The following is a 22,178-nucleotide window of genomic DNA, read 5'->3' on the forward strand; positions in this document are numbered from 1 at the left end:
ACTCTGCCACCCCCATCGTCTCGACACCCTCCCGGCGCGAGTACCCTATCACAGTCGCAAATGTCACCATGGTCAAGTGTCGCGATCAATAATTGCGGCAAAATTCAGAATTTTGCCGAATTGAGCCGCATTCGAAGGCGGTTGGCTAGGAAATGGGCGCCTCACTGCGGAAAAATAACGCGAATTTCGAAAATCCAAGCACCTGCGGGATCCCTCTTTGAGGGGTTGACCGGGCTGCCCGAGGCGTCCAAAAGTCTGGCTTTGCGCCCCTCGCCAAAGGCTATCTCCGACATGAAAGACAAAGACAGCTTGCTGCAGACCGCCGGCATCAATACGCGCCTGACCCATATCGGCAACGACCCCTTCGACTATCACGGCTTCGTCAATCCGCCGGTCGTGCATGCCTCAACCGTGCTCTTCCCGAATGCGGCGACGATGGAGAAGCGCTCGCAGAAATACACCTACGGAACGCGCGGCACGCCGACGACGGACGCGCTCTGCGAGGCGATCGACGCACTCGAGGGTTCGGCCGGCACAATCCTCGTGCCTTCTGGGCTGGCGGCTGTGACCATTCCGTTCCTGGGTTTTGCCGCCGCCGGCGATCATGTGCTGGTCGTCGATTCGGTTTACGGCCCCACGCGCCATTTCTGTGATACGATGCTGAAGCGCCTCGGCGTCGAGGTGGAATATTACGATCCGGCGATCGGCGCCGGCATCGAGGCTCTGTTCCGGCCGAACACCAAGATCGTCCATACCGAGGCTCCCGGCTCCAACACTTTCGAAATGCAGGATATTCCGGCGATCTCCGCAGTAGCGCATCGCCACGGCGCCGTGGTCATGATGGACAATACATGGGCAACGCCGCTCTATTTCAGGCCGCTCGATCACGGCGTCGACATCTCCATCCATGCGGCGACGAAATATCCGTCAGGCCATTCCGATATCCTTCTCGGAACGGTATCGGCCAATGCCGAGCACTGGGAGCGGCTCAAGGAGGCGAACGGCGCCCTTGGCATCTGCGGCGCGCCAGACGACGCCTATCAGATCCTGCGCGGATTGCGCAGCATGGGCCTGCGCCTCGAGCGGCATTGGGAAAGCGCGCTTGACATCGCCGAATGGCTGGAGGGCAGGGAGGATGTCGCCCGCGTGCTGCATCCGGCGCTGCCGAGTTTCCCCTCTCACAATATCTGGAAGCGTGATTTCAAGGGCGCCAGCGGTATCTTTTCCTTCGTTCTTGCCGCTGAAAGCCCTCAGAAATTCAGGGCAAGGGCGCATGCCTTTCTCGATGCGCTCAGGATTTTCGGTCTCGGCTATTCCTGGGGCGGCTTTGAGAGCCTCGCGCTGCACGCCAATCTGAACGACCGCAAGATCGCCAAGGCCCCGAAGGAGGGGCCGGTCATCCGCCTGCAGGTCGGCCTTGAAGATGTGGCCGACCTCAAGGCAGATATCGAACGGGGTTTTGCTGCGGCAAACGCCGTCTGAGCAGTTGCGACTAAGCATGTCGCGCAAAGCTGTGCAGCGGTTTTGCGGCAGCGACATGCGTAAAACGAACACCTAAAGCGCAAGGAGCGAATCTGAAAGATCGCGACTTGGGTAATAAGGGCGCTGCGGCTGCTTGCGGCGCCTTACAGCGTGCGCTGGGCCCGGTAGCCGTAGATCCAGTCGAGATCGGCCGCCAGGCTTTGCGGCGGCTTCAGGCCGAGCACCAGATCTCGGCCGATCCGGATCGGCCCCTTCGCATGATAGGCAAATTTGTTGAAGGCGCCGCGCTGACGAAGCTTTGCAATGCGCGGCGCCCGATGCCTTTCGAAGAGCGCCAATGCTTCCGGCACCGGCCGACTCGAAAGAAAAGCGGCAAGTTCATAGGCGTCTTCGATCGCCATGGCCGCTCCCTGGGCGGCAAAGGGCATCATCGCATGCGCGGCGTCGCCGATCAGAACCGTCCTTCGGCCGTCCTGCCACGCGCCCGATGTGGTTTCGAAGAGCGGCCAGAAGGTCAGCTTCCGCTGCTTTTCGAGCATCGACACGATCGCGCTGTTCCAGCCCGAAAGCTGCGCCCGCAGCCGCGCACGCTGCTCTGCCGTCGGCTCGCTTCCCCAGGCCCGCGGCGCGGCATTGCCGGCGGTGATCGCCACCATATTGATACTGCCGGTCTCTTTCAGCGGATAGCAGACGAGATGCGCCGAGCCGCCGAGGAAAGCCGAAACGCTTGTTCGGTCGAGGAAGCCCGGCGCCTCATCTTCGGCAATGGTAAAGCGGTAGGCGATATTGCCGGAAAACCGCGGCAAGGGGCTGCCGGGCACGGACTGCCGGAGCTTCGACCAGACGCCGTCCGCGCCGATGACGATATCGGCAGTTCGTTCGACAGGCGGCGAGCTCGATTCCACCCGCACCCCCAGATGAAGCCGGCAGAGCGGGTCGGCTTCGACCGCAGCCAAAAGCGCAGTCTGCAATGTGGCGCGATGCAGCACGCCATAGGGTGCCCCCCAGCGCTGCCGCGCGAATTTGCCTGCCGGCACGGCTGCAAGCTGGCGCAGCGAACCGCCTGACATCAGCCGGATCGCTTCCGGTTCGAGCCAGACTTTTGAAAGTTCCTCGAGGACGCCGAGTTCTGCCAGGATTCGGGAGGCGTTCGGCGAAAGCTGCAATCCGGCACCGACTTCGGCGAGTTCATCCGTCTGCTCGAAAATCTCGGAGCTGATGCCCCGGCGCGAAAGTGCAAGGGCAACGGTCAGGCCGGCAATGCCGGCGCCGATGATGGCGGCATGTTCGACCGGCATTATCAGTCCGATCCGGATTCTGGACGGTTTACGCCGCCTTCACGTGGAAAACGCATCCGGCCGGATTGGTCTGGCTCGGCTTGAGAGACGCATTATAGCGGTAAAGCGTCGAGCAGTAGGAGCAGACCTTCTCGTTGTCGTCGCCCATGTCGATGAAGATATGCGGGTGGTCGAAAGGAACCGAAGCGCCGGTGCACATGAATTCTTTGACGCCGACTTCGATGACGCGATGACCGCCGTCGTTCTGGAAGTGAGGAATGTTGTGGCCGGCCATGTCGCTCTCCGAATGCTTTGCAAGTGCGCGAACCTTATAAGCCTTCGCCCTAAATGTGTAGAGCCAAAGCGCCGCGCCCGGCACAGTTTTTACCCACAGTTTTGACTTCCCGCCGCGAGGCGGCTCGACTATGGTCGCGCCAAAAGGAAGGCCCGATGAACCTGAATACACCTGCATTTTCAAGCTTCACCCATGACGGATTGAAGATCGCTTTTTTTGACGAGGGCGACCCTTCCGGCGTGCCTGTCTTGTTGATCCATGGCTTTGCCTCGACGGCGAACGTCAACTGGGTGCATCCGGGCTGGCTGAAGACGCTGGGTGATGCCGGCTACCGGGTGATCGCTGTCGACAATCGCGGCCATGGCGCAAGCGACAAGCCGCACGACGCCGAGGCCTATCGCCCTTGGGTCATGGCCGGCGACGCGATCGCCTTGCTCGACCATCTCGGCATCCCTGATGCCAATCTCATGGGCTATTCGATGGGGGCACGCATTTCCGTTTTTGCAGCGCTTGCCAATCCGCACCGGGTCCGCTCTCTGGTGCTCGGGGGCCTCGGCATCGGCATGACCGATGGCGTCGGCGACTGGGACCCGATCGCCGATGCGCTGCTAGCACCGTCGCTGGAGGTCGTGACGCATGACCGCGGCCGCATGTTCCGCGCCTTCGCCGATCAGACGAAGAGCGACCGCACTGCGCTTGCCGCCTGCATTCGCGGCTCGCGCGACCTCGTCGCGCGCTCGGACATGGGCAAGCTCGACATGCCGGCCCTGATCGGCGTCGGCACGAAGGACGACATCGCCGGCTCGCCGCAGGAACTGGCTGCTCTGATGCCCGAAGCCGAAGCGCTCGATATTCCTGGGCGCGATCATATGCTCGCCGTGGGTGACAAGGTTTTCAAGCAGGCAGTGCTGGCCTTCTACGCAAGGGTCGCCGAGGGGTGACATCATCGTGATGCCGAAAAACCATGCTAAAAAACCATGGTGACGGCACCCATTTATGTTATTGGCTTTTTCCACTATATAACTGGCAATCCGAAGACGGCATTCCGGCTGGCAACGAGGAGAGCGGCGATGGTCGCCAAGACAGATATTCGTGCTTTTGAGACTGGCCATCCGCTGAAGGTGATGGATCCCATTTGGGACAGCCTGCGCGAGGAAGCACGCATCGCCGCCGAAAAGGACCCGGTTCTCGCCGCCTTCCTCTACTCAACGGTTATCAATTACCATTCGCTCGAGGAATGCGTCATCCACCGCATCTGCGAACGTCTCGACCATCCCGATATGCAGGCGAACCTGCTGCGTCAGACCTTCGAAGAAATGCTCCTCGATTGGCCGGAGTGGAGCTCCATTCTTCGCGTCGATATCCAGGCGATCTATGACCGCGATCCGGCCTGCCTGCGTTTCATGGAGGCGGTGCTTTATTTCAAGGGATTCCATGCGCTGCAGACGCATCGTCTAGCCCACTGGCTGCTGAACCGCGGCCGGCGTGATTTTGCACTCTATCTGCAGAGCCGTTCCTCCAGCGTATTCCAGACCGATATCAATCCGGCCGCGCGTATCGGCAAGGGCATCTTCCTTGATCACGCCACCGGCCTCGTCGTCGGCGAGACCGCGGTCATCGGCGACAATGTCTCGATCCTGCACGGTGTGACGCTCGGCGGCACCGGCAAGGAGGGCGCCGATCGCCACCCGAAGATCGGCAGCGGCGTCATGATTGGCGCCGGCGCCAAGATCCTCGGCAATATCGAGATCGGTTACTGCTCGCGCGTTGCCGCAGGTTCGGTGGTGCTGAAAGCGGTGCCGCCGAAGAAGACGGTCGCAGGCGTTCCCGCCAAGGTCGTGGGCGAGGCCGGTTGTTCCGAGCCGTCGCGCAATATGGACCAGGTCATTGGCGCGGATATCTGAGCGCTAGTAGAGGTTAGGGAAGGTTGGCAGGAACCGGGCGGCGACAGGCTGAAGTGGCAACCTTGCCTTTACACCGCTGCGTTTCGTGTGCAAGAAGCGGCCAATCAAGACCGCTTACGGAGATGACAGAGTGAAGCCAGAAGAAATCAAGAAGCTCGACGCCTACTTCAAACGTACGCTCAACCCGCAGATTGTCGTCAAGGCACGTCCGCGCAAGAATGATTCTGCGGAAGTCTATCTCGGCGAAGAATTTCTGGGCGTCGTCTATGTCGACGACGAAGACGGCGATCGCTCCTACAACTTTTCGATGGCGATCCTCGACGTCGATCTTTGATCGCGCATGAGACTTGAAGTGGACCGGGCGGTGCCATCCGCCCGGTCTTTTTTTGTTTTTTTGCTGACGAATCAAATTTTTTTTAAAACGCTTGGTTGTGGAGTTGTGATATATATTAGCAAAAACCGTTAAAGACGTACGTTCACCGGCGCGTTGGCTTTGTCTTATTGCTGTAACACAACCTTTGGATGTTTTGCGCCGCACAAGACTACTTGACTATTTGTGCGTTGCGGCTACCCTGCCGCCATCCAACAGCCCAACGGAGGACGGCCATGTTCAACTTTGACGAAGCCAACAAGAAGAGCAAGGAAGCCGTCGACACGGCGCTGAGAACCTATTCTGACACGGCCAAGGGCTTTCAGGCGATCGCCGCCGAAGCTGCTGAATATTCGAAGAAGTCCTTTCAGGATGCGGTAACGCATTTCGAAACGCTGGCGGGCGTCAGGAGCTTCGAGGCCGCTTTCGAGCTGCAGACGAGCTATGTCAAGTCGAGCTATGAGAGCTTCGTTTCCGAAGCGACGAAGCTCGGCGAAATGTACGCCGATCTCGCCAAGTCCGCCTATAAGCCTTACGAGGCTCCGATCGCCGCTGCCGTCGCCAAGACGACCCGGCAGGCGCCGCCGGCAACGCCCGCCGCCGCATGAATTGATTTCGGTAGCGCAACCTGCGCTACGTATTGAAATGCCAAGACCGGCTACGCATTTGTAGCCGGTCTTTTTTTGCTTCCGCTTTCGCCGCAGCGCTGCATGGATCGGCCGGGGACTTTTTTGGTCTTTCCCGTGCATGCCGGCATTTCTTGATTGCAGTGTCTGACAGGGGGCTTAAAATCGGCCTATTATGAACTAAGTTAGTGTTTCAGATATTCGGCGAAAAGCACCCTCCCATGCTCCGTCGGATTGATCGAGGAATGAATGACAATGATCGCAAAGCCGATCCGGATGCAGAACGACAGCGAAAGGAACGGGGACAACGGAAATCGCGGAACCTCGGTCATCACGCGCACCAAGCCGAAGACCAAGAAGCCCAACCTCTATCGCGTGCTGCTTTTGAATGATGACTATACGCCCATGGAATTCGTCATTCACATTCTGGAGCGTTTTTTTCAGAAGGACCGTGAAAGTGCCACCCGCATCATGCTCCATGTCCATAATCACGGCGTCGGCGAGTGCGGAATATTCACATACGAGGTAGCGGAAACGAAGGTCAGCCAGGTGATGGACTTCGCCCGGCAGCACCAGCATCCGCTGCAATGCGTCATGGAAAAGAAGTGAGGATCTGAACGTGCCAACATTTTCGCCTAGCTTAGAGAAGGCGCTCCATCAGGCACTGACCTTTGCCAACGAGCGGCATCATGAATATGCGACGCTCGAGCATCTGCTGCTCGCCCTGATCGACGATGCCGATGCGGCCGCGGTCATGGGTGCCTGCAATGTCGATCTCGACGCGCTGCGCAAGACGCTCGTCGAATATGTCGATAATGAACTCTCCAATCTGATCACCGGTTACGACGAGGATTCCAAGCCGACCTCCGGCTTCCAGCGCGTAATCCAGCGCGCGGTCATCCACGTGCAGTCATCCGGGCGCGAAGAAGTGACCGGCGCCAACGTGCTCGTAGCGATCTTCGCCGAGCGCGAAAGCCACGCCGCCTATTTCCTGCAGGAGCAGGAGATGACCCGCTATGATGCCGTCAACTATATCTCCCATGGCATCGGCAAGCGGCCGGGCGCCTCGGAGGCCCGCACCCCCCGCGGCGCCGAGGAGGAGGCCGAAAGCAAGCCGACGGCGCGCGGCGGCGAGGAAGAGGGCGGCCCGAAGAAGCAGCAGGATGCGCTCAAGGCCTATTGCGTCAATCTCAACGAGAAGGCCAAGGGCGGCAAGATCGACCCACTGATCGGCCGTCATGCCGAGGTGAGCCGCACCATCCAGATCCTGTGCCGCCGTTCGAAGAACAATCCGCTCTATGTCGGTGATCCCGGCGTCGGCAAGACGGCGATCGCCGAAGGTCTTGCCAAGCGCATCGTCGAAGGCAAGGTGCCCGAGGCGCTTGCCGATGCGACGATCTTCTCGCTCGACATGGGCACGCTGCTCGCCGGCACACGCTACCGCGGCGATTTCGAAGAGCGCCTGAAGCAGGTCGTCAAGGAACTGGAAGAATATCCGGGTGCCGTGCTGTTCATCGACGAGATCCATACGGTGATTGGCGCCGGCGCCACATCCGGCGGGGCGATGGATGCATCGAACCTGCTGAAGCCCGCGCTGTCATCAGGCGCCATCCGCTGCATCGGTTCGACCACCTACAAGGAATACCGCCAGTTCTTCGAGAAGGACCGGGCGCTGGTCCGCCGTTTCCAGAAGATCGACGTCAGCGAGCCCTCGATCAATGATGCGATCGAGATCATGAAGGGCCTGAAGCCCTATTTCGAAGAATATCACCACCTGCGCTACTCGAACGACGCCATCAAGTCGGCCGTCGAGCTGTCGGCTCGCTACATCTCCGACCGCAAGCTGCCGGACAAGGCAATCGACGTGATCGACGAAACGGGTGCGGCCCAGATGCTTCTGCCGCCCTCGAAGCGCCGCAAGCTGATCACCGAAAAGGAGATCGAAGCGACGATAGCCACGATGGCGCGCATCCCGCCCAAGACCGTCTCCAAGGACGACGAGGCGGTTCTTGCCAATCTCGAGCAGGAACTGCGCTCGGTCGTCTACGGCCAGGATATTGCTATCGAAGCTCTTTCGACCTCAATCAAGCTGGCGCGTGCCGGTCTTCGCGAGCCGAACAAGCCGATTGGCGCCTATGTCTTCTCCGGTCCGACCGGTGTAGGCAAGACCGAAGTGGCAAAGCAGCTTGCTTCGTCACTCGGCGTCGAGCTCCTGCGCTTCGACATGTCGGAATATATGGAGCGGCATACGGTTTCCCGTCTGCTCGGCGCACCTCCCGGCTATGTTGGTTTCGACCAGGGCGGTCTTCTGACCGATGGCGTGGATCAGCATCCGCATTGCGTGGTCCTGCTCGACGAAATCGAGAAGGCGCATCCGGATATCTACAATATCCTGCTGCAGGTGATGGACCACGGCACGCTGACCGACCATAACGGCAAGAAGATCGACTTCCGCAACGTCATCCTGATCATGACGACGAATGCGGGCGCTTCCGAAATGGCCAAGGCCGCAATCGGCTTCGGCTCGTCCAAGCGCACGGGCGAGGACGAGGAGGCGCTGACCCGTCTTTTCACGCCGGAGTTCCGCAACCGACTCGACGCGATCATTCCCTTCGCGGCCCTGCCAACGGCGGTTATCCACAAGGTCGTGCAGAAGTTCATCATGCAACTGGAGGCCCAGCTTTCCGAAAGGAACGTCACCTTCGACCTGCATGAGGACGCGATCGCTTGGCTCGCCGAAAAGGGTTACGACGAGAAGATGGGCGCCCGCCCGCTGGCTCGCGTGATCCAGGACACGATCAAGAAGCCGCTCGCCAACGAAATCCTCTTCGGCAAGCTGAAGAAGGGCGGCGTTGTCAACGTCACCGTCGGCCCGAAGGAAGATGGCAAGCCCGGCATCCTGCTGGAGGCCATTCCGGATACGGCGCCGATCAAGCCGAAGCCGGAAGCCGAGGTCGTGCATCCCGAAGCCGACGATGAGGATGACGGCGAGCTGAAAACGAAGACGACTCGCAAGACCCGTGCCAAGACGGTTCCGCGGGCCGAGCCCGAGGTCCGCGACGCTCCGAAGAAGGGAAGCGCGGTTCCCAAGGTTCCGCGCAGGAAGTAAGACCTCGTCACCGAATTTGGAAAAGGCCGCGTCACCCGCGGCCTTTTTCGTTTCCCGTGCTGGCAGCGATCCGCGTTACGCCAGCGCGGCCCGAAGTTTTTCAGCATGCGCGGCAAGAACGGCGCCGTCCTCCATCTTGCCGGAATGTGGCCTGAGCGCCGTGCCCTCATGGCGGGGAATGACGTGGAAATGCAGATGGAACACCGTTTGTCCGGCCGCCGGTTCGTTGAATTGGGCGATGAACACACCATCGGCGTCGAAGACGTCCTTGACCGCGTTGGCGACCTTCTGGACAACGGTGATGGCCTGGGTGAGGGTAGTCGGATCGGCATCGAGAATGTTGCGGGAAGGCGCCTTCGGAACGACCAGTACATGGCCCGGCGCCTGCGGCATCACATCCATGAAGGCGACCGTATACTGGTCCTCGTAGATCCGGTGCGAGGGAATTTCGCCGCGCAGGATCTTGGCGAAGATATTGTTATCGTCATAGGCGCTGGTCATCGCGAAATCTCCTCACGTTCCAATTGATCGGGTAGCGCGCTCGCCGGGGCGGCGTCAATCCTCCTGCAGGCGTTCGCCTTTGCGGAAAGGGCTGTGCTCGCTCAGAAGCTCACCCATCTGTTCGACATCGGCACGCTCGCGCGCGAGATAGTCGCCGATCGCCCTGCGGAGCCCGGCATGGGCGACATAATGAGCGGAATGCGTCGTCACCGGCAGGTAGCCGCGCGCTAGCTTGTGTTCGCCCTGCGCGCCGGCTTCGACGCGCTTCAGACCTTTGGAAAGGGCGAAGTCGATCGCCTGGTGATAGCAGACCTCGAAATGCAGGAAGGGGTGGTCCTCGATGCAGCCCCAGTGACGGCCGTAGAGCGTATTGCCGCCGATGAAGTTGATCGCGCCGGCAATATAGCGGCCCTCGCGCTTGGCCATGACGAGCAGGATATCGTCGGCCATGCGTTCGCCAATCAGCGAGTAGAACTTGCGGGTAAGATAAGGCCGGCCCCACTTGCGGCCGCCGGTATCCATGTAGAACTTGAAGAACTGGTCCCAGATCCGCTCTGTCAGGTCGCGCCCGGTCAGCCAGTCGATGCTGATGTCGTTTTCGAGCGCGGCGCGGCGCTCCTTGCGCAACGCCTTGCGTTTGCGCGAAGCGAGCGTCTCCAGAAATTCGTCGTGATTGGCATAACCGGCATTTATGAAATGAAACTGCTGGTCGGTACGGTGCAGATAGCCGTCCATTTCGAAGACGCCGATCTCCTCGTCCGGCACGAAGGTGATATGTGCCGAGGAGATGCCGAGCCGGCGCACGATCTCCTTCAGGCTTTCGGCGATCGCGCTCTGGATCGGTAGCCGTTGCAGCCCCTCGGCGACAAGGAGACGCGGCCCGGTCGCCGGCGTGAACGGGATCGAGCACTGCAGCTTGGGATAATAGCGCCCGCCAGCCCGCTCGAAAGCGTCGGCCCAGCCGTGGTCGAAGACATATTCGCCCTGGCTGTGGCTTTTGAGGTAGCCGGGCAGGGCGCCGATCAGTTCGCCGCGATCTGTCTCGAGTAACAGGTGATGGCCGAGCCAACCCGTTTCGGCCGTGGCAGAGCCGGATTCTTCCAGCGATGATAAAAAAGCGTGCGAAACAAATGGGTTGTACGCAAGTGTGCTGCAAGCCTTCGACGCCCCGGAAAGCCTGGACCAGCTCTCCGGGGAAATCGCGGTGAAGGAGCGTTCTACTCGAATGGATAGTTCATCTGTCATGGGGCAAATGCGAAGCCTGTGGGGGACGGTTCGGCTCTGCCTCAGTCTGCGCATGATCTTGGCCAAAAAGCGAGCGTCAAACGGCCATGCGCGGATCGAAGCCTTCGAAGGTCATCTGGTCTGCATTGGCGAAAGTGCGACGGCGCGCCTCTTCGTCACGCACCGTCCAGGTGATCACCGGAATGCCCTTTTCGCGTTCGCCTGTGATGAAGGCATTCGGCAGGTCACCATAATAATAGGAGATGAAATCGAGGCCGATCTCCATTGCCTCCGCATGTAACCTGAACGCCTCCCGCGTGTTGCCTTCCGCCGTCAATCCGATCGGGTAGGGCGAGCCGAGCGCTTTCAGATCGCGCAGCAGCCAGTGGTCGAAGCTCATCAGCGCAACCTTGCCCTCATAGCCTTCGAGCACTTCGATCACGGATTCGGCGAAACCTTCGTCGTCGGCCTCACGGCCCTTCAGCTCCAGCACCAGCGGTACCTTGCCCTGGACGAGATCGAGGAGCTGGCGGAGCGTCGGCACCTTGTCGCCCGTGCCTCCGATGGCGATCAGCCCGAGTTCTCGGGAGGTGCGCTCGCGGATGTCGCCGTTGAGATTGCACAGACGCTTGAGGTCCTCGTCGTGGAAGATGATCGGCACCGCGTCGGAGGCGTAGTGAAGGTCGCATTCGATCGCAAAGCCGGCTTCGACAGCGCGCGAAAAGGCCGAAAGCGTATTTTCCCAGACAAGCCTGTTGAGGTCGTGATAGCCGCGATGGGCGACTGGCACGTCCTTGATCCAGTCTGCATTGGTCATTCTGCGATTTCCATGATAGCGTCGATCTCGACGGCGGCGTTCAGCGGAAGAGCGGCCATGCCGACGGCAGCGCGTGCATGTTTGCCAACTTCGCCGAGTACGCCGGCGATCAGGTTCGAGGCGCCGTTGATGACGAGATGCTGCTCGACAAAGTCGGGAGCCGAGGCGACGAAGCCGTTCAGCTTGATGACGCGCCGGATGCGGCCAAGATCGCCGCCAAGTGCAGCCTTCGCCTGGGCAAGGATGTTGATGGCGCAGAGTTCGGCGCCGCGCTGGCCAGTCGCAACGTCGATCGTCTTGCCGAGATGGCCGGATATGGCAACCTTGCCGCCTTCGAGCGGCAGCTGGCCGGAGATGTAGAGCAGATTGCCGCTGATGACATAGGGAACGTAATTTGCGGCGGGCGCCGCAGCTTCGGGCAAAGTTATCCCCATCTCACTCAGACGCGCTGCAATTTCATCTGACATTTTCGTCTCCGCTTTTGTTGTCAATGTTTCAAAAATTATGCATCAAGACTAGAATCTTTAATATGACAGGTTCGAGCCTCGATTTGGCCGAAAGCGTTCTTATAACATCGCGGCCGAATCCAACAGGAGTGAATGAATGTTCCGATCGAGTCTTGCCGCTCTGCTTCTTGCAAGCGTTTCCGCCGATGCATGGGCGGGCGCGCCAGCGGCAAGCGCTGCGATTGCAAGCGGCCTCGTCGCCCATCGCGCGGTCTATGATCTGGAATTGAAGGATGCGTCGGACCGCTCCGGCATCGCCTCCATGTACGGCCGCATGGTTTATGAATTCGACGGCAGCTATTGCCAGGGCTTCACCACCAATTTCCGCTTCGTGACTCAGATCGACACCGGCGACAGCGTACGCGTCAGCGATCAGCAGACAAGGACCTTCGAAAACCTGAAGGACCGCAAGTTTACCTTCGACACAAAATCCTTCACCGACGATCAGCTCGACAAGGAGGTCAATGGAGCGGCCGAGAATCAGGCCAATGGCGTCAAGGTCGACCTCAAGCAGCCGGCGAGCCGCGAGTTGCAGCTTGCCGAAAGCCGCTTCCCGACGGAGCATATGCTCGATGTGATCCAGAACGCCAAGGACGGCAAGCGTTTCTTCGAAGCGCGCATTTTCGACGGTTCCGATGACGGCGACAAGTCGCTGGTGACGACGACGATCGTCGGCAAGCAGGAGACGCCCGCTGCCGAGGAGACCGATGCCGGCAACGCCGGCGCCTTCTCGAAGACAGCCTTCTGGCCGGTGACCATCGCCTATTTCAATGAGAGTGCGAAATCGGATTCGGTGCCGGTCTATCGTATGTCGTTCAAGCTCTACGAGAACGGCATCACCCGCGACCTGACGATGGATTATGGCGATTTCGTCCTGACCGGTAAGCTCGCCAAGCTCGAGCTGCTCGATCACAAGGCTGAGGTGTGCAAGTAGGCTGCGGTTCCTCCGCTTCCATACGCCGGCGTCATGCTGGCGCTAACGCCCACGCTAGCGAGCTGAGCCGCGGCATTTGTATGGGCGGGCAGGCGGCGGGCATGCCTTTGTTCCGGATCGCCGCGCGGTGACAGCGAAAGGCCGGCTTTTTTGGGATAAGCCTTGCTTTCGTGGCAAATCGAATGTATGGGCACCGGCATTCCACACGTAAGGCATGGGATCGTCCGGGAGAAATCCGGGCTGTTCCGCCGGTGGCATCCTCGACGAGGGTGCTGTTCGTCTTGCGGAGGTTCAACCGGAAAAGGAGTAACAAGGCATGGCATTGCCTGATTTTTCTATGCGCCAGCTTCTTGAGGCAGGCGTTCACTTCGGCCACCAGACCCATCGCTGGAACCCGAAGATGAAGCCGTATATCTTCGGCGACCGCAACAACATCCACATCATCGACCTGGCGCAGACCGTTCCGATGCTGTCGCGCGCCCTTCAGGTCGTCAGCGACACTGTCGCCCGCGGCGGCCGCGTTCTCTTCGTCGGCACCAAGCGCCAGGCGTCCGAGATTATCGCCGACAGTGCCAAGCGCTCGGCCCAGTACTACGTCAACTCGCGCTGGCTCGGCGGCATGATGACGAACTGGAAGACGATCTCCAACTCGATCCAGCGCCTGCGCAAGCTCGACGAGATCCTCAACGGCGAAGCTCAGGGCTTCACCAAGAAGGAACGCCTGAACCTCGAGCGCGAGCGTGAAAAGCTCGACAAGGCACTCGGCGGTATCCGCGATATGGGCGGCACGCCCGACCTGATGTTCATCATCGACACGAACAAGGAAAAGATCGCAATCGACGAAGCCAAGCGCCTCGGCATTCCCGTCGTCGCCATCATCGATTCGAACTGCGATCCGGATCTGATCGACTATCCGATCCCGGGCAACGACGACGCTTCGCGCGCCATCGCCCTGTACTGCGAGCTGATTTCCCGCGCTGCCATCGACGGTATTGCGCGCCAGCAAAGCTCTTCCGGCCGCGATCTTGGCGCATCCTCCGAAGTTCCGGTCGAGCCGGCTCTCGAGGAAGCAGCCGAAGGCTGATGAAAGCGGGCGGAGCGAAAACTCCGTCGAAGCTTGCATAGACTGGGAAGGCCGCTCGCGACTCATGAAGTTCGGCGGCCTTACCTGTTTCAGGCAGAGGCGTCAGGCGCTCCGCCAGTTAAGTTTAGTTATGACGCGTCTTCATCACGCTGTCATACATACAGGTACATTTCGTGCCTCAATCCGGTGCCGCGCCGCTTTGCGGTCCACCGTTTGAACCGACAAGAGGAAGATAATGAGCGAGATTACGGCTGCAATGGTGAAGGAACTGCGCGAAAAGACAGGCGCAGGCATGATGGACTGCAAGAAGGCGCTTGCTGAAACCAATGGCGACATGGAAGCGGCGATCGACTGGCTGCGCGCCAAGGGCATCGCCAAGGCCGACAAGAAGTCCGGCCGTACCGCCGCCGAAGGCCTCGTCGGGGTTTCGAGCGAAGGCACAAAGGCCGTCGTCGTCGAAGTCAATTCCGAAACCGACTTCGTCGCCCGCAACGATGCCTTCCAGGATCTCGTCCGCGGCATCGCGAAGGTCGCCGTCTCGACGGACGGCACCGTCGAGGCCGTCGCTGCTGCGACCTACCCGGCATCCGGCAAGTCCGTTTCCGACACGATCAAGGATGCGATTGCAACGATCGGCGAGAACATGAACCTGCGCCGTTCGATCGCTCTCTCCGTCGAGAACGGCGTCGTGGCCACCTACATTCACAATGCGGTTTCCGACGGCCTCGGCAAACTCGGCGTTCTCGTCGCGCTGAAGTCGACCGGCGACAAGGAAGCCCTGAACGCAATCGGCCGCCAGGTCGCCATGCACATTGCTGCGACCGCGCCGCTGGCGATCCGCCCGGAAGAAGTCGATGCCGCCGTCGCCGAGCGCGAGCGCAACGTCTTCATCGAGCAGTCGCGCGCTTCGGGCAAGCCCGACAACATTATCGAGAAGATGGTCGAAGGCCGCATGCGCAAGTTCTTCGAAGAAGTCGCTCTTCTCTCGCAGGCTTTCGTCATCAATCCGGATCTCACCGTCGCAGCCGCCATCAAGGAAGCTGAAAAGGTTGTCGGCGCCCCGATCGAAATTGCCGGCATGGCCCGTCTCCTGCTCGGCGAGGGCGTCGAAAAGGAAGAGACCGATTTTGCGGCCGAAGTTGCGGCTGCCGTCAAGGGTTGATCTTTCAGCCATAATTGGGAAAACGCCAGGGCATCGCGTGACAACGCGGTGCCCTTCGTGTATCGGGCATTCACGGCAATTTACGAGGAGCCAAGATGTCTTTAGAGCCTGTCTATAAACGCGTTCTACTCAAGGCTTCCGGCGAAGCGCTCATGGGTGCCCAGGGTTTCGGGATCGATGTCGCGGTGGCGGACCGCATTGCATCTGATATCGCCGAAGCAAGGCATATGGGCGTGGAAGTCGGCGTCGTCGTCGGTGGCGGCAATATCTTCCGCGGTGTCGCAGTCGCGTCCAAAGGCGGCGACCGGGTGACGGGCGACCATATGGGCATGCTCGGCACCATCATCAATGCGCTGGCGCTGGCGACCTCGCTTCGCAAGCTGAATATCGATACGGTGGTGCTTTCGGCCATCTCTATGCCGGAGATCTGTGAGAGCTTTTCGCAGCGAGCAACCCTTTATCATCTGTCGATGGGGCGCGTGGTGATTTTCGCTGGTGGCACCGGCAATCCCTTCTTCACCACCGATTCCGCCGCCGCACTGCGCGCCGCCGAAATGGGCGCGCAAGCGATCTTCAAGGGCACGCAGGTGGACGGTATCTACACCGCCGACCCGAAGAAATATCCCGACGCGACCCGCTTCGACCGCTTGACGCACCAGGAAGTGCTGGACAGGGGGCTTGCAGTGATGGACGTTGCCGCCGTGGCGCTTGCCAGGGAAAATTCCATTCCGATCATCGTCTTCTCGATCCACGAGAAGGGTGGTTTTGGTGAAATCTTGACGGGCGGTGGCCTCAAGACCATTGTCTCCGACAACTGATACAAGTTGCGCCGCGTTTTCGGCGCAGCCATCGCTAGAACATGCTTCAGACTTTAGGTCCGGTTGGCCCGAAATCTGAATCATGTTCTACATTGAATAATTAGAGCGTGAGACGCCCGAAAACCGCTAAAACTATTCGGCATCGCTCTAAACGGGAGCATCGACATGAGTGAAGGTATCGATATCAAGGAATTGAAGCGCCGCATGGACGGCGCGGTCTCCTCGTTCAAGAGCGACATCGCATCGTTGCGCACCGGCCGTGCTTCGGCCAACATCCTGGATCCGGTAACGATCGAGGCCTACGGTTCGCGCGTGCCCTTGAACCAGGTCGCCAACATTACCGTACCCGAGCCCCGCATGCTGACGGTTTCCGTCTGGGACAAGTCGATGGTCAGCGCCGTCGAGCGCGGCATCCGCGAATCCAATCTCGGGCTGAACCCGATCGTCGACGGCCAGAATCTGCGCATTCCGCTGCCGGAGCTGAACGAGGAGCGCCGCAAGTCGCTCGTCAAGGTGGCTCACGACTATGCCGAGAAGAGCAAGGTCGCGATTCGCCATGTTCGCCGCGACGGCATGGACGGCCTCAAGAAAGCCGAAAAGGACGGTGTAATCGGCCAGGACGAGAGCCGTGCGCAATCCGAACGAGTACAGAAGATGACGGACGAAACGATTTCCGAAATCGACCGCTTGCTTGGCGAGAAGGAAAAGGAAATCATGCAGGTCTAGTGGATCTGTGCCTTTGCCTGGAAAGACCGGACGGGAAATGTCGGAATCTATATTTGTGACTGTGCCAGAGCATGTTGCCATCATCATGGACGGCAATGGCCGTTGGGCAAAGCAGCGCGGCTTGCCGCGCACGATGGGCCATCGCAAGGGCGTCGAAGCGGTGCGCGAGACAGTACGCGCCGCCGGCGCCGCCGGCATTAAATATCTCACCCTCTTCGCCTTCTCCTCGGAGAACTGGCGCCGGCCCGAGGCCGAGGTTTCCGATCTGCTCGGTCTGCTCAAGGCTTTCATCCGCCGCGACTTGGCCGAGCTTCATCGCCAGAATGTGCGCATCAAGGTGATCGGCGACCGCCACAGTCTGCGCAGCGACATCCTCGCCCTGCTGCTCGAGGCGGAGGAGACGACCAGGGACAATACGGCGCTGACCCTGGTCATCGCCTTCAACTACGGTTCGCGCGACGAAATCTCGCGCGCCGTGGTGAGCTTGGCGAGGGACGTCGAGGCCGGGCGCCTGAGGGCGCAGGACATCACTCCCGCTCTGATCAACGCCCGCCTCGACACGGCGGGCATCCCCGATCCGGATCTCATCATTCGCACCAGCGGCGAGGAACGACTTTCCAACTTCCTGCTCTGGCAGGCGGCCTATTCGGAATTCATTTTCGTGCCGGAATATTGGCCCGATTTCAGCCCGGAGATTTTCCGCTCGGCGCTGGAAAAGTTCGCCTCCCGCGACCGGCGCTTCGGCGGCCTGTCATCCCAGGCAGCCGCGGTCGGTACCTGATGCAGCAGGAACTGAAACTGCGCATCGTTTCAGGATTGGTTCTCGCGGTCATCGTTCTTGTCGCCACCTGGTATGGCGGCCTTGCCTTCCGCATGCTGGCGGCGGTGATCGGTCTGCTGATCTACTATGAATGGTCGAAAATAACCGGCATTGCGCGTGATTGGGTCGCCAATGTGGTCGGCTGGATTGGCGAAGCGGCGGTTGCCTTCCTCGTGCTTGTCGGCAATTTCGAATTTGCCGCCGGCATGCTGGCCGGCATCACCGCCGTCGGCATAGCGCTGATCATCCTGCATGGCACGAGCCGCTGGCTGCCACTAGGCTTGTTTTATGCGGGCGCCACCGGCCTGGCGCTCGCTGCGATCAGAAGCAACGACCAACCAGGCCTTTACGCGATGCTTTTCGTCTTTGCCGTCGTCTGGGCGACCGATATCCTCGCCTATTTTGTCGGCAGGGCGCTCCGCGGACCGAAGCTTGCCCCATCGATTTCGCCAGGAAAGACATGGTCGGGTGCAATCGGCGGCGCCATTTCCGCTGTTGCCGCCGGCGTCCTTCTCGCTCACTTTCTTTTCCCGGGCTCGGAAGTCGTCGCCGCCGGCGTGGCGCTCGTCCTGTCGGTGTGCAGCCAGTCGGGAGACCTTTTCGAATCCTTTATCAAACGAAAATTCGGCGCCAAGGATTCCAGCCGTCTCATTCCCGGCCATGGCGGCGTCATGGATCGGGTCGACGGACTGATTTTCGCCTGTTTTGCGGCGTTCTTGCTTGCTGGACTATTTTCCGTGATAAAAGGGACCGGCATGGCGTCGCTCGGAGCGGCATTGTTCGGTCTTTGATGACGCAGCCTGACGGAAGGAACTCATGGACGTGATGACAGGCCTATATGCATTCGTGATGGGGAACATCGTCACCTTCATCCTGGTGCTCTCGCTGCTCGTCTTTGTTCATGAGATGGGCCATTACCTGGTCGGGCGGTGGAGCGGCATCCGCATCCTTGCCTTTTCCGTCGGCTTCGGTCCGGAGATATTCGGCTTCACCGACCGCCATGGAACACGCTGGAAGCTCTCCGTGATTCCGCTGGGCGGGTACGTCCGGTTCTTCGGCGACGAGGATGTTTCGAGCAAACCGGACAGCGACAAGCTTGCCGCCATGTCGAAGGAGGACAGGGCGCGCTCCTTTGCCGGCGCCAAGCTCTGGAAACGTGCTGCGACCGTGGCAGCCGGCCCGATCGCAAATTTCCTGCTGGCGATTGCCATCTTCACTGTTCTCTTCACCGTCTATGGCCGCATGATCGCCGACCCGGTCGTAGCCGAGGTCAGGCCGGGGACCTCGGCCGCCGCCGCCGGCATTCTTCCCGGCGATCTCCTGGTTGCCATCGACGGCGGCAAGGTAGAGACCTTCGAAGATGTGCGCCGCTATGTCGGCATGCGCCCGGGCCAGATGGTGGTAGTTACGGTCGAGCGCGGTGGCCAGAAGCTCGATGTACCGATGGTGCCGCAGCGCGTAGAGCAGACCGACCAGTTCGGCAACAAGATGGAAGTAGGCCAGATCGGCATCGTCACCAGCAAGGAAGCCGGCAATTTCCGCCTGCAGACCTACACGCCGCTTCAGGCGCTGCATGAGGGCGTGATCGCCAGCGGGCAAATTGTTACCGGCACTTTCAAATATATCGGCAACATCTTCAACGGGTCGATGCGAGCCGATCAACTGGGCGGCCCGATCCGTGTGGCGCAGGCTACCGGCCAGATGGCGCAGCTTGGCCTGGGGGCGGTGCTGCAGCTTGCCGCTGTGCTGTCGGTTTCGATAGGATTGCTTAACCTGATGCCGGTTCCGGTACTTGATGGCGGCCACCTGATGTTCTATGCGGTGGAAGCGGTCCGAGGAAAACCGCTGGGCGCCAAGGCCCAGGAAATTGCGTTTCGTATAGGCTTGGCGATGATACTGACATTGATGGTTTTCACGACCTGGAACGACATCAGCCTGAGCTGAGGGTAAACGCGTAAGGCAAGGGAATTACTATTTATTTACGATGTTTCAAGGCTGTAGTGGCGAATGGGTCACGCTTGGAAATGAAGTAAACAGAAATTAACGACCTCCCTTGCTTGTATGTCAAAAGCGGGTAAAACGACACACGTGACCGGAATCGGGTTCTCCCGGGGACGGGGACGAGGGAAAAAAGGTAATAGGTGAAATGAAGGCTGGTTCAAGGTTTTTGAACGCAGTATCGGCGGTTGCGCTGTCTGCTGGTGTTGTTGCTTCGGGCGCAGGTGCTTTGACGTTCGTTTCCGCTACGGCCGCTGAGGCCGCGGTCATTCAGCGCATCGATGTGCGTGGCGCAAGCCGCGTTGGCGCGGAAGCCGTCCGGTCGAATCTCACCATCACACCCGGCAAGAGTTTCTCGAACACTGATATCGATAATTCCGTCAAACAGCTTTACGGCACGGGCTACTTCTCCGACGTCAAGATTTCGGTTTCCGGCGGCACTCTCGTCGTCAATGTCCAGGAGGCCCAGCTCGTCAACCAGGTTGTCTTCAATGGCAACCGCAAGATCAAGGATGACAAGCTCGCGACGATCGTTCAGACCCGTGCTGCTGGTCCTTACAGCGACACGCAGATTCAGTCCGACATCCAGGCGATCAAGGACGCCTATGCCGCCACTGGCCGCAGCGAAGTCGAAGTGACGACGCAGGTGGTGCCGCTCGGTGAGGGCCGCGTCAATCTCGCCTTCGTCATCAACGAGGGCGATCGGACTAAGATCGACTCGATCAATTTCGTCGGCAACAACGCCTACAGCGCGGGCCGACTGGCTGCGGTCATCAACACCAAGCGTTCGAACTTCCTTTCGTTCCTGACCCGCAAGGACGTCTACAACGAAGACAAGCTCCACGCCGACGAAGAAGCGCTGCGTCAGTTCTATTACAATCGCGGCTATGCCGACATGCGCATCGTCTCTTCCGATGCGACCTTCGACGAGGCGACCAACAAATACACGCTCACCTTCAACATCGAGGAAGGCCAGCGTTACGACTTCGGGCCGGTGACTGTCCAGTCGACCGTCGAAGGCGTCGGTTCCGATCAGCTGCTGCCGCTCGTGCGCACGAAGGAAGGCCAGGTCTACAGCGCCAAGGAGGTGCAGAAGTCGATCGAAGCGATTTCCGATCAGGTGGCATCCGCCGGTTATCCCTTTGCGCGCGTGACGCCGCGCGGTAACCGCGACCTCAACAACAACACGATCGGCGTCGAATATCTCGTCGATCAGGGCGAGCGCGCCTATGTCGAGCGCATCGAAATCCGCGGCAACAGCCGCACGCGCGACTACGTCATTCGCCGCGAATTCGACATGAGTGAAGGCGATGCTTTCAATCAGCAGATGATCACCAAGGCCAAGCGTCGCCTGGAAGCGCTCGGTTATTTCTCTTCCGTCAATATCTCCACCCAGCCGGGTAGCTCGCCTGACCGGGTCGTTGTGGTGGTCGACGTGCAGGATCAGTCGACTGGTTCGTTCGGGGTCGGCGCGGGTTATGCTGCCGGCGGCGACGGCCTGTTGCTTGAAGCATCGATCGAAGAAAAGAACTTCCTCGGCCGCGGTCAGTACATCCGGATTTCCGCCGGCGGCGGTCAGGAAGGCTCGCGCGCCTACGGCGTCAGCTTCACCGAACCCTATTTCCTCGGTTATCGGCTGGCGGCGGGCTTCGACGTCAACCACAGCGAGACGTCGAGCAACGATGATTATGACTACGAGGAAACCAGCGTCGTTCTGCGCGTCACAGCGCCGATCACCGAAGATCTGGCGACGACCTTCCGTTATAACTACAAGCAGATGAAGTATGACGGCGATACCGCCGACCTTTCGGCCACCTACGCAAACCTGGTGGACGAGAGCCCCTGGACGCGTTCTTCCGTCTCGCAGACGCTGACCTACAACACGCTCGACGACACAGTCCTGCCGCGTGAAGGCATCTATGCGACGGCGACGCATGAAATTGCCGGCCTCGGCGGCGACTCCCAGTTCTACAAGATCTACGGCAAGGCGCGCTATTACCACCTTCTCGCCGACGATGCCGATATTATCGGCTCGCTCTCCGCGTCGGCGGGTTATGTCATTGGCTTCGACAATAACCTGAACGTCTTCGACCAGTTCACCCTGACCAACGCCGATATTCGCGGCTTTGAAAACAAGGGCATCGGTCCGCGCATCAGGGGCAACAACGATGACCCGCTCGGCGGCACGACCTATTTCACGGCGTCTGCTGAAGCCACCTTCCCGATGCCGGGCTTCCCGCGTGACTTCAACCTGCGTGGCGCAGTCTTTGCCGACGCTGGCACGCTCTTCGGCAACGACGTCGAGCTTCTCGGCTCCGACCAGGCTGAAGGCACCAGTGCTTCGCTGCGCGCTTCCGTCGGTGTCGGTGTCGTCTGGCAGTCTCCTTTCGGTGCATTGCGTCTGGATTACGCGATCCCGGTTCTCAAAGAAGACTTCGACAAGACGCAGAACTTCAAGTTTGGCATCAACAACCAATTCTGATATCGGCAGTCCGGAACTGTAAGACTCAATTCCGTTCTGGAGC

General features: G+C 59.9%; 22 protein-coding genes. 16 read left to right on the forward strand and 6 right to left on the reverse strand.

Annotated elements, in window-relative coordinates:
- The first annotated feature begins 291 nt into the window (after window positions 1-291).
- The gene (locus tag FFR93_RS17285; protein WP_138394136.1) at window positions 292-1,482 is read left to right on the forward strand and encodes a cystathionine beta-lyase; all 1,191 of its coding nucleotides are present in this window, start codon (window positions 292-294) and stop codon (window positions 1,480-1,482) included.
- Between the two features lie 143 nt (window positions 1,483-1,625).
- Here the strand turns inward: FFR93_RS17285 and FFR93_RS17290 are convergent, their stop codons facing one another.
- Both FFR93_RS17290 and FFR93_RS17295 read right to left on the reverse strand, forming a co-directional pair.
- Entirely contained in the window at window positions 1,626-2,780 is a 1,155-nt protein-coding gene (locus FFR93_RS17290; RefSeq protein ID WP_138394137.1) for an FAD-dependent monooxygenase, read from the reverse strand.
- 28 nt (window positions 2,781-2,808) lie between these two features.
- Window positions 2,809-3,054, reverse strand: a complete 246-nt coding sequence (locus tag FFR93_RS17295) for a zinc-finger domain-containing protein (protein WP_011425183.1) — start codon at window positions 3,052-3,054, stop codon at window positions 2,809-2,811.
- 155 nt (window positions 3,055-3,209) lie between these two features.
- Between FFR93_RS17295 and FFR93_RS17300 the strand changes: the two genes are divergently transcribed.
- From FFR93_RS17300 to clpA, 6 genes are all read left to right on the forward strand, one after another.
- Window positions 3,210-3,995 carry an alpha/beta fold hydrolase gene (locus FFR93_RS17300; protein WP_064709058.1) on the forward strand — a complete coding sequence of 262 codons (786 nt, stop codon included), beginning with the start codon at window positions 3,210-3,212 and terminating at the stop codon, window positions 3,993-3,995.
- Window positions 3,996-4,124: 129 nt separating this feature from the next.
- Window positions 4,125-4,958 (forward strand): serine O-acetyltransferase, encoded by an 834-nt coding sequence (gene cysE / locus FFR93_RS17305; RefSeq protein ID WP_064709189.1) that lies wholly within the window; start codon window positions 4,125-4,127, stop codon window positions 4,956-4,958.
- 130 nt (window positions 4,959-5,088) lie between these two features.
- Window positions 5,089-5,292 (forward strand): DUF3126 family protein, encoded by a 204-nt coding sequence (locus tag FFR93_RS17310; protein ID WP_008526943.1) that lies wholly within the window; start codon window positions 5,089-5,091, stop codon window positions 5,290-5,292.
- A 272-nt stretch (window positions 5,293-5,564) separates the two neighbouring features.
- Window positions 5,565-5,936: a phasin family protein gene (locus FFR93_RS17315; protein WP_138394138.1), complete on the forward strand. Its 372-nt coding sequence runs from the start codon at window positions 5,565-5,567 to the stop codon at window positions 5,934-5,936.
- Between the two features lie 273 nt (window positions 5,937-6,209).
- Window positions 6,210-6,563, forward strand: coding sequence for an ATP-dependent Clp protease adapter ClpS (gene clpS / locus FFR93_RS17320; protein ID WP_008526939.1), 354 nt, complete (start codon window positions 6,210-6,212; stop codon window positions 6,561-6,563).
- Between the two features lie 10 nt (window positions 6,564-6,573).
- A complete protein-coding gene (gene clpA / locus FFR93_RS17325; RefSeq protein WP_064709056.1) occupies window positions 6,574-9,063 on the forward strand; it encodes an ATP-dependent Clp protease ATP-binding subunit ClpA in 2,490 nt (829 codons plus the stop codon).
- Window positions 9,064-9,138: 75 nt separating this feature from the next.
- Here clpA and FFR93_RS17330 read toward each other — a convergent pair whose 3' ends face one another.
- The 4 genes from FFR93_RS17330 to FFR93_RS17345 form a co-directional block, all read right to left on the reverse strand.
- The gene (locus FFR93_RS17330) at window positions 9,139-9,564 is read right to left on the reverse strand and encodes an HIT family protein (protein WP_064709055.1); all 426 of its coding nucleotides are present in this window, start codon (window positions 9,562-9,564) and stop codon (window positions 9,139-9,141) included.
- 54 nt (window positions 9,565-9,618) lie between these two features.
- Window positions 9,619-10,809, reverse strand: coding sequence for a GNAT family N-acetyltransferase (locus FFR93_RS17335; RefSeq protein WP_064709054.1), 1,191 nt, complete (start codon window positions 10,807-10,809; stop codon window positions 9,619-9,621).
- 76 nt (window positions 10,810-10,885) lie between these two features.
- Window positions 10,886-11,605, reverse strand: coding sequence for a glycerophosphodiester phosphodiesterase (locus FFR93_RS17340; RefSeq protein ID WP_064709053.1), 720 nt, complete (start codon window positions 11,603-11,605; stop codon window positions 10,886-10,888).
- Window positions 11,602-12,072: a RidA family protein gene (locus FFR93_RS17345; protein WP_064709052.1), complete on the reverse strand. Its 471-nt coding sequence runs from the start codon at window positions 12,070-12,072 to the stop codon at window positions 11,602-11,604. Before FFR93_RS17345 ends, FFR93_RS17340 begins: the two co-directional genes overlap by 4 nt.
- Before the next feature lie 136 nt (window positions 12,073-12,208).
- Between FFR93_RS17345 and FFR93_RS17350 the strand changes: the two genes are divergently transcribed.
- The 9 genes from FFR93_RS17350 (at window position 12,209) to bamA (ending at window position 22,135) form a co-directional block, all read left to right on the forward strand.
- On the forward strand, window positions 12,209-13,045 hold the full coding sequence (locus FFR93_RS17350; RefSeq protein ID WP_138394139.1) for a cell envelope integrity EipB family protein: 837 nt from the start codon (window positions 12,209-12,211) through the stop codon (window positions 13,043-13,045).
- A 316-nt stretch (window positions 13,046-13,361) separates the two neighbouring features.
- Entirely contained in the window at window positions 13,362-14,129 is a 768-nt protein-coding gene (rpsB, locus tag FFR93_RS17355) for a 30S ribosomal protein S2 (RefSeq protein ID WP_003573382.1), read from the forward strand.
- 235 nt (window positions 14,130-14,364) lie between these two features.
- Window positions 14,365-15,291: a translation elongation factor Ts gene (gene tsf / locus FFR93_RS17360; protein ID WP_064709050.1), complete on the forward strand. Its 927-nt coding sequence runs from the start codon at window positions 14,365-14,367 to the stop codon at window positions 15,289-15,291.
- 95 nt (window positions 15,292-15,386) lie between these two features.
- The gene (gene pyrH, locus FFR93_RS17365; protein WP_064709049.1) at window positions 15,387-16,109 is read left to right on the forward strand and encodes a UMP kinase; all 723 of its coding nucleotides are present in this window, start codon (window positions 15,387-15,389) and stop codon (window positions 16,107-16,109) included.
- A gap of 165 nt (window positions 16,110-16,274) precedes the next feature.
- Complete coding sequence (frr, locus tag FFR93_RS17370; protein WP_064709048.1) at window positions 16,275-16,835, forward strand: ribosome recycling factor; 561 nt, start codon at window positions 16,275-16,277, stop codon at window positions 16,833-16,835.
- Between the two features lie 37 nt (window positions 16,836-16,872).
- Window positions 16,873-17,616 (forward strand): isoprenyl transferase, encoded by a 744-nt coding sequence (locus FFR93_RS17375; protein WP_064709047.1) that lies wholly within the window; start codon window positions 16,873-16,875, stop codon window positions 17,614-17,616.
- Complete coding sequence (locus FFR93_RS17380; RefSeq protein ID WP_138394140.1) at window positions 17,616-18,446, forward strand: phosphatidate cytidylyltransferase; 831 nt, start codon at window positions 17,616-17,618, stop codon at window positions 18,444-18,446. The genes FFR93_RS17375 and FFR93_RS17380 overlap by 1 nt, the downstream gene beginning before the upstream one ends.
- Window positions 18,447-18,471: 25 nt before the next feature.
- The gene (gene rseP / locus FFR93_RS17385; protein WP_138394141.1) at window positions 18,472-19,599 is read left to right on the forward strand and encodes an RIP metalloprotease RseP; all 1,128 of its coding nucleotides are present in this window, start codon (window positions 18,472-18,474) and stop codon (window positions 19,597-19,599) included.
- A gap of 202 nt (window positions 19,600-19,801) precedes the next feature.
- Window positions 19,802-22,135 carry an outer membrane protein assembly factor BamA gene (gene bamA, locus FFR93_RS17390; RefSeq protein ID WP_138394142.1) on the forward strand — a complete coding sequence of 778 codons (2,334 nt, stop codon included), beginning with the start codon at window positions 19,802-19,804 and terminating at the stop codon, window positions 22,133-22,135.
- The last annotated feature ends 43 nt before the right edge of the window (window positions 22,136-22,178 follow it).

It is taken from the genome of Rhizobium sp. MHM7A (assembly GCF_005862215.1).
Lineage (GTDB): Bacteria > Pseudomonadota > Alphaproteobacteria > Rhizobiales > Rhizobiaceae > Rhizobium > Rhizobium bangladeshense.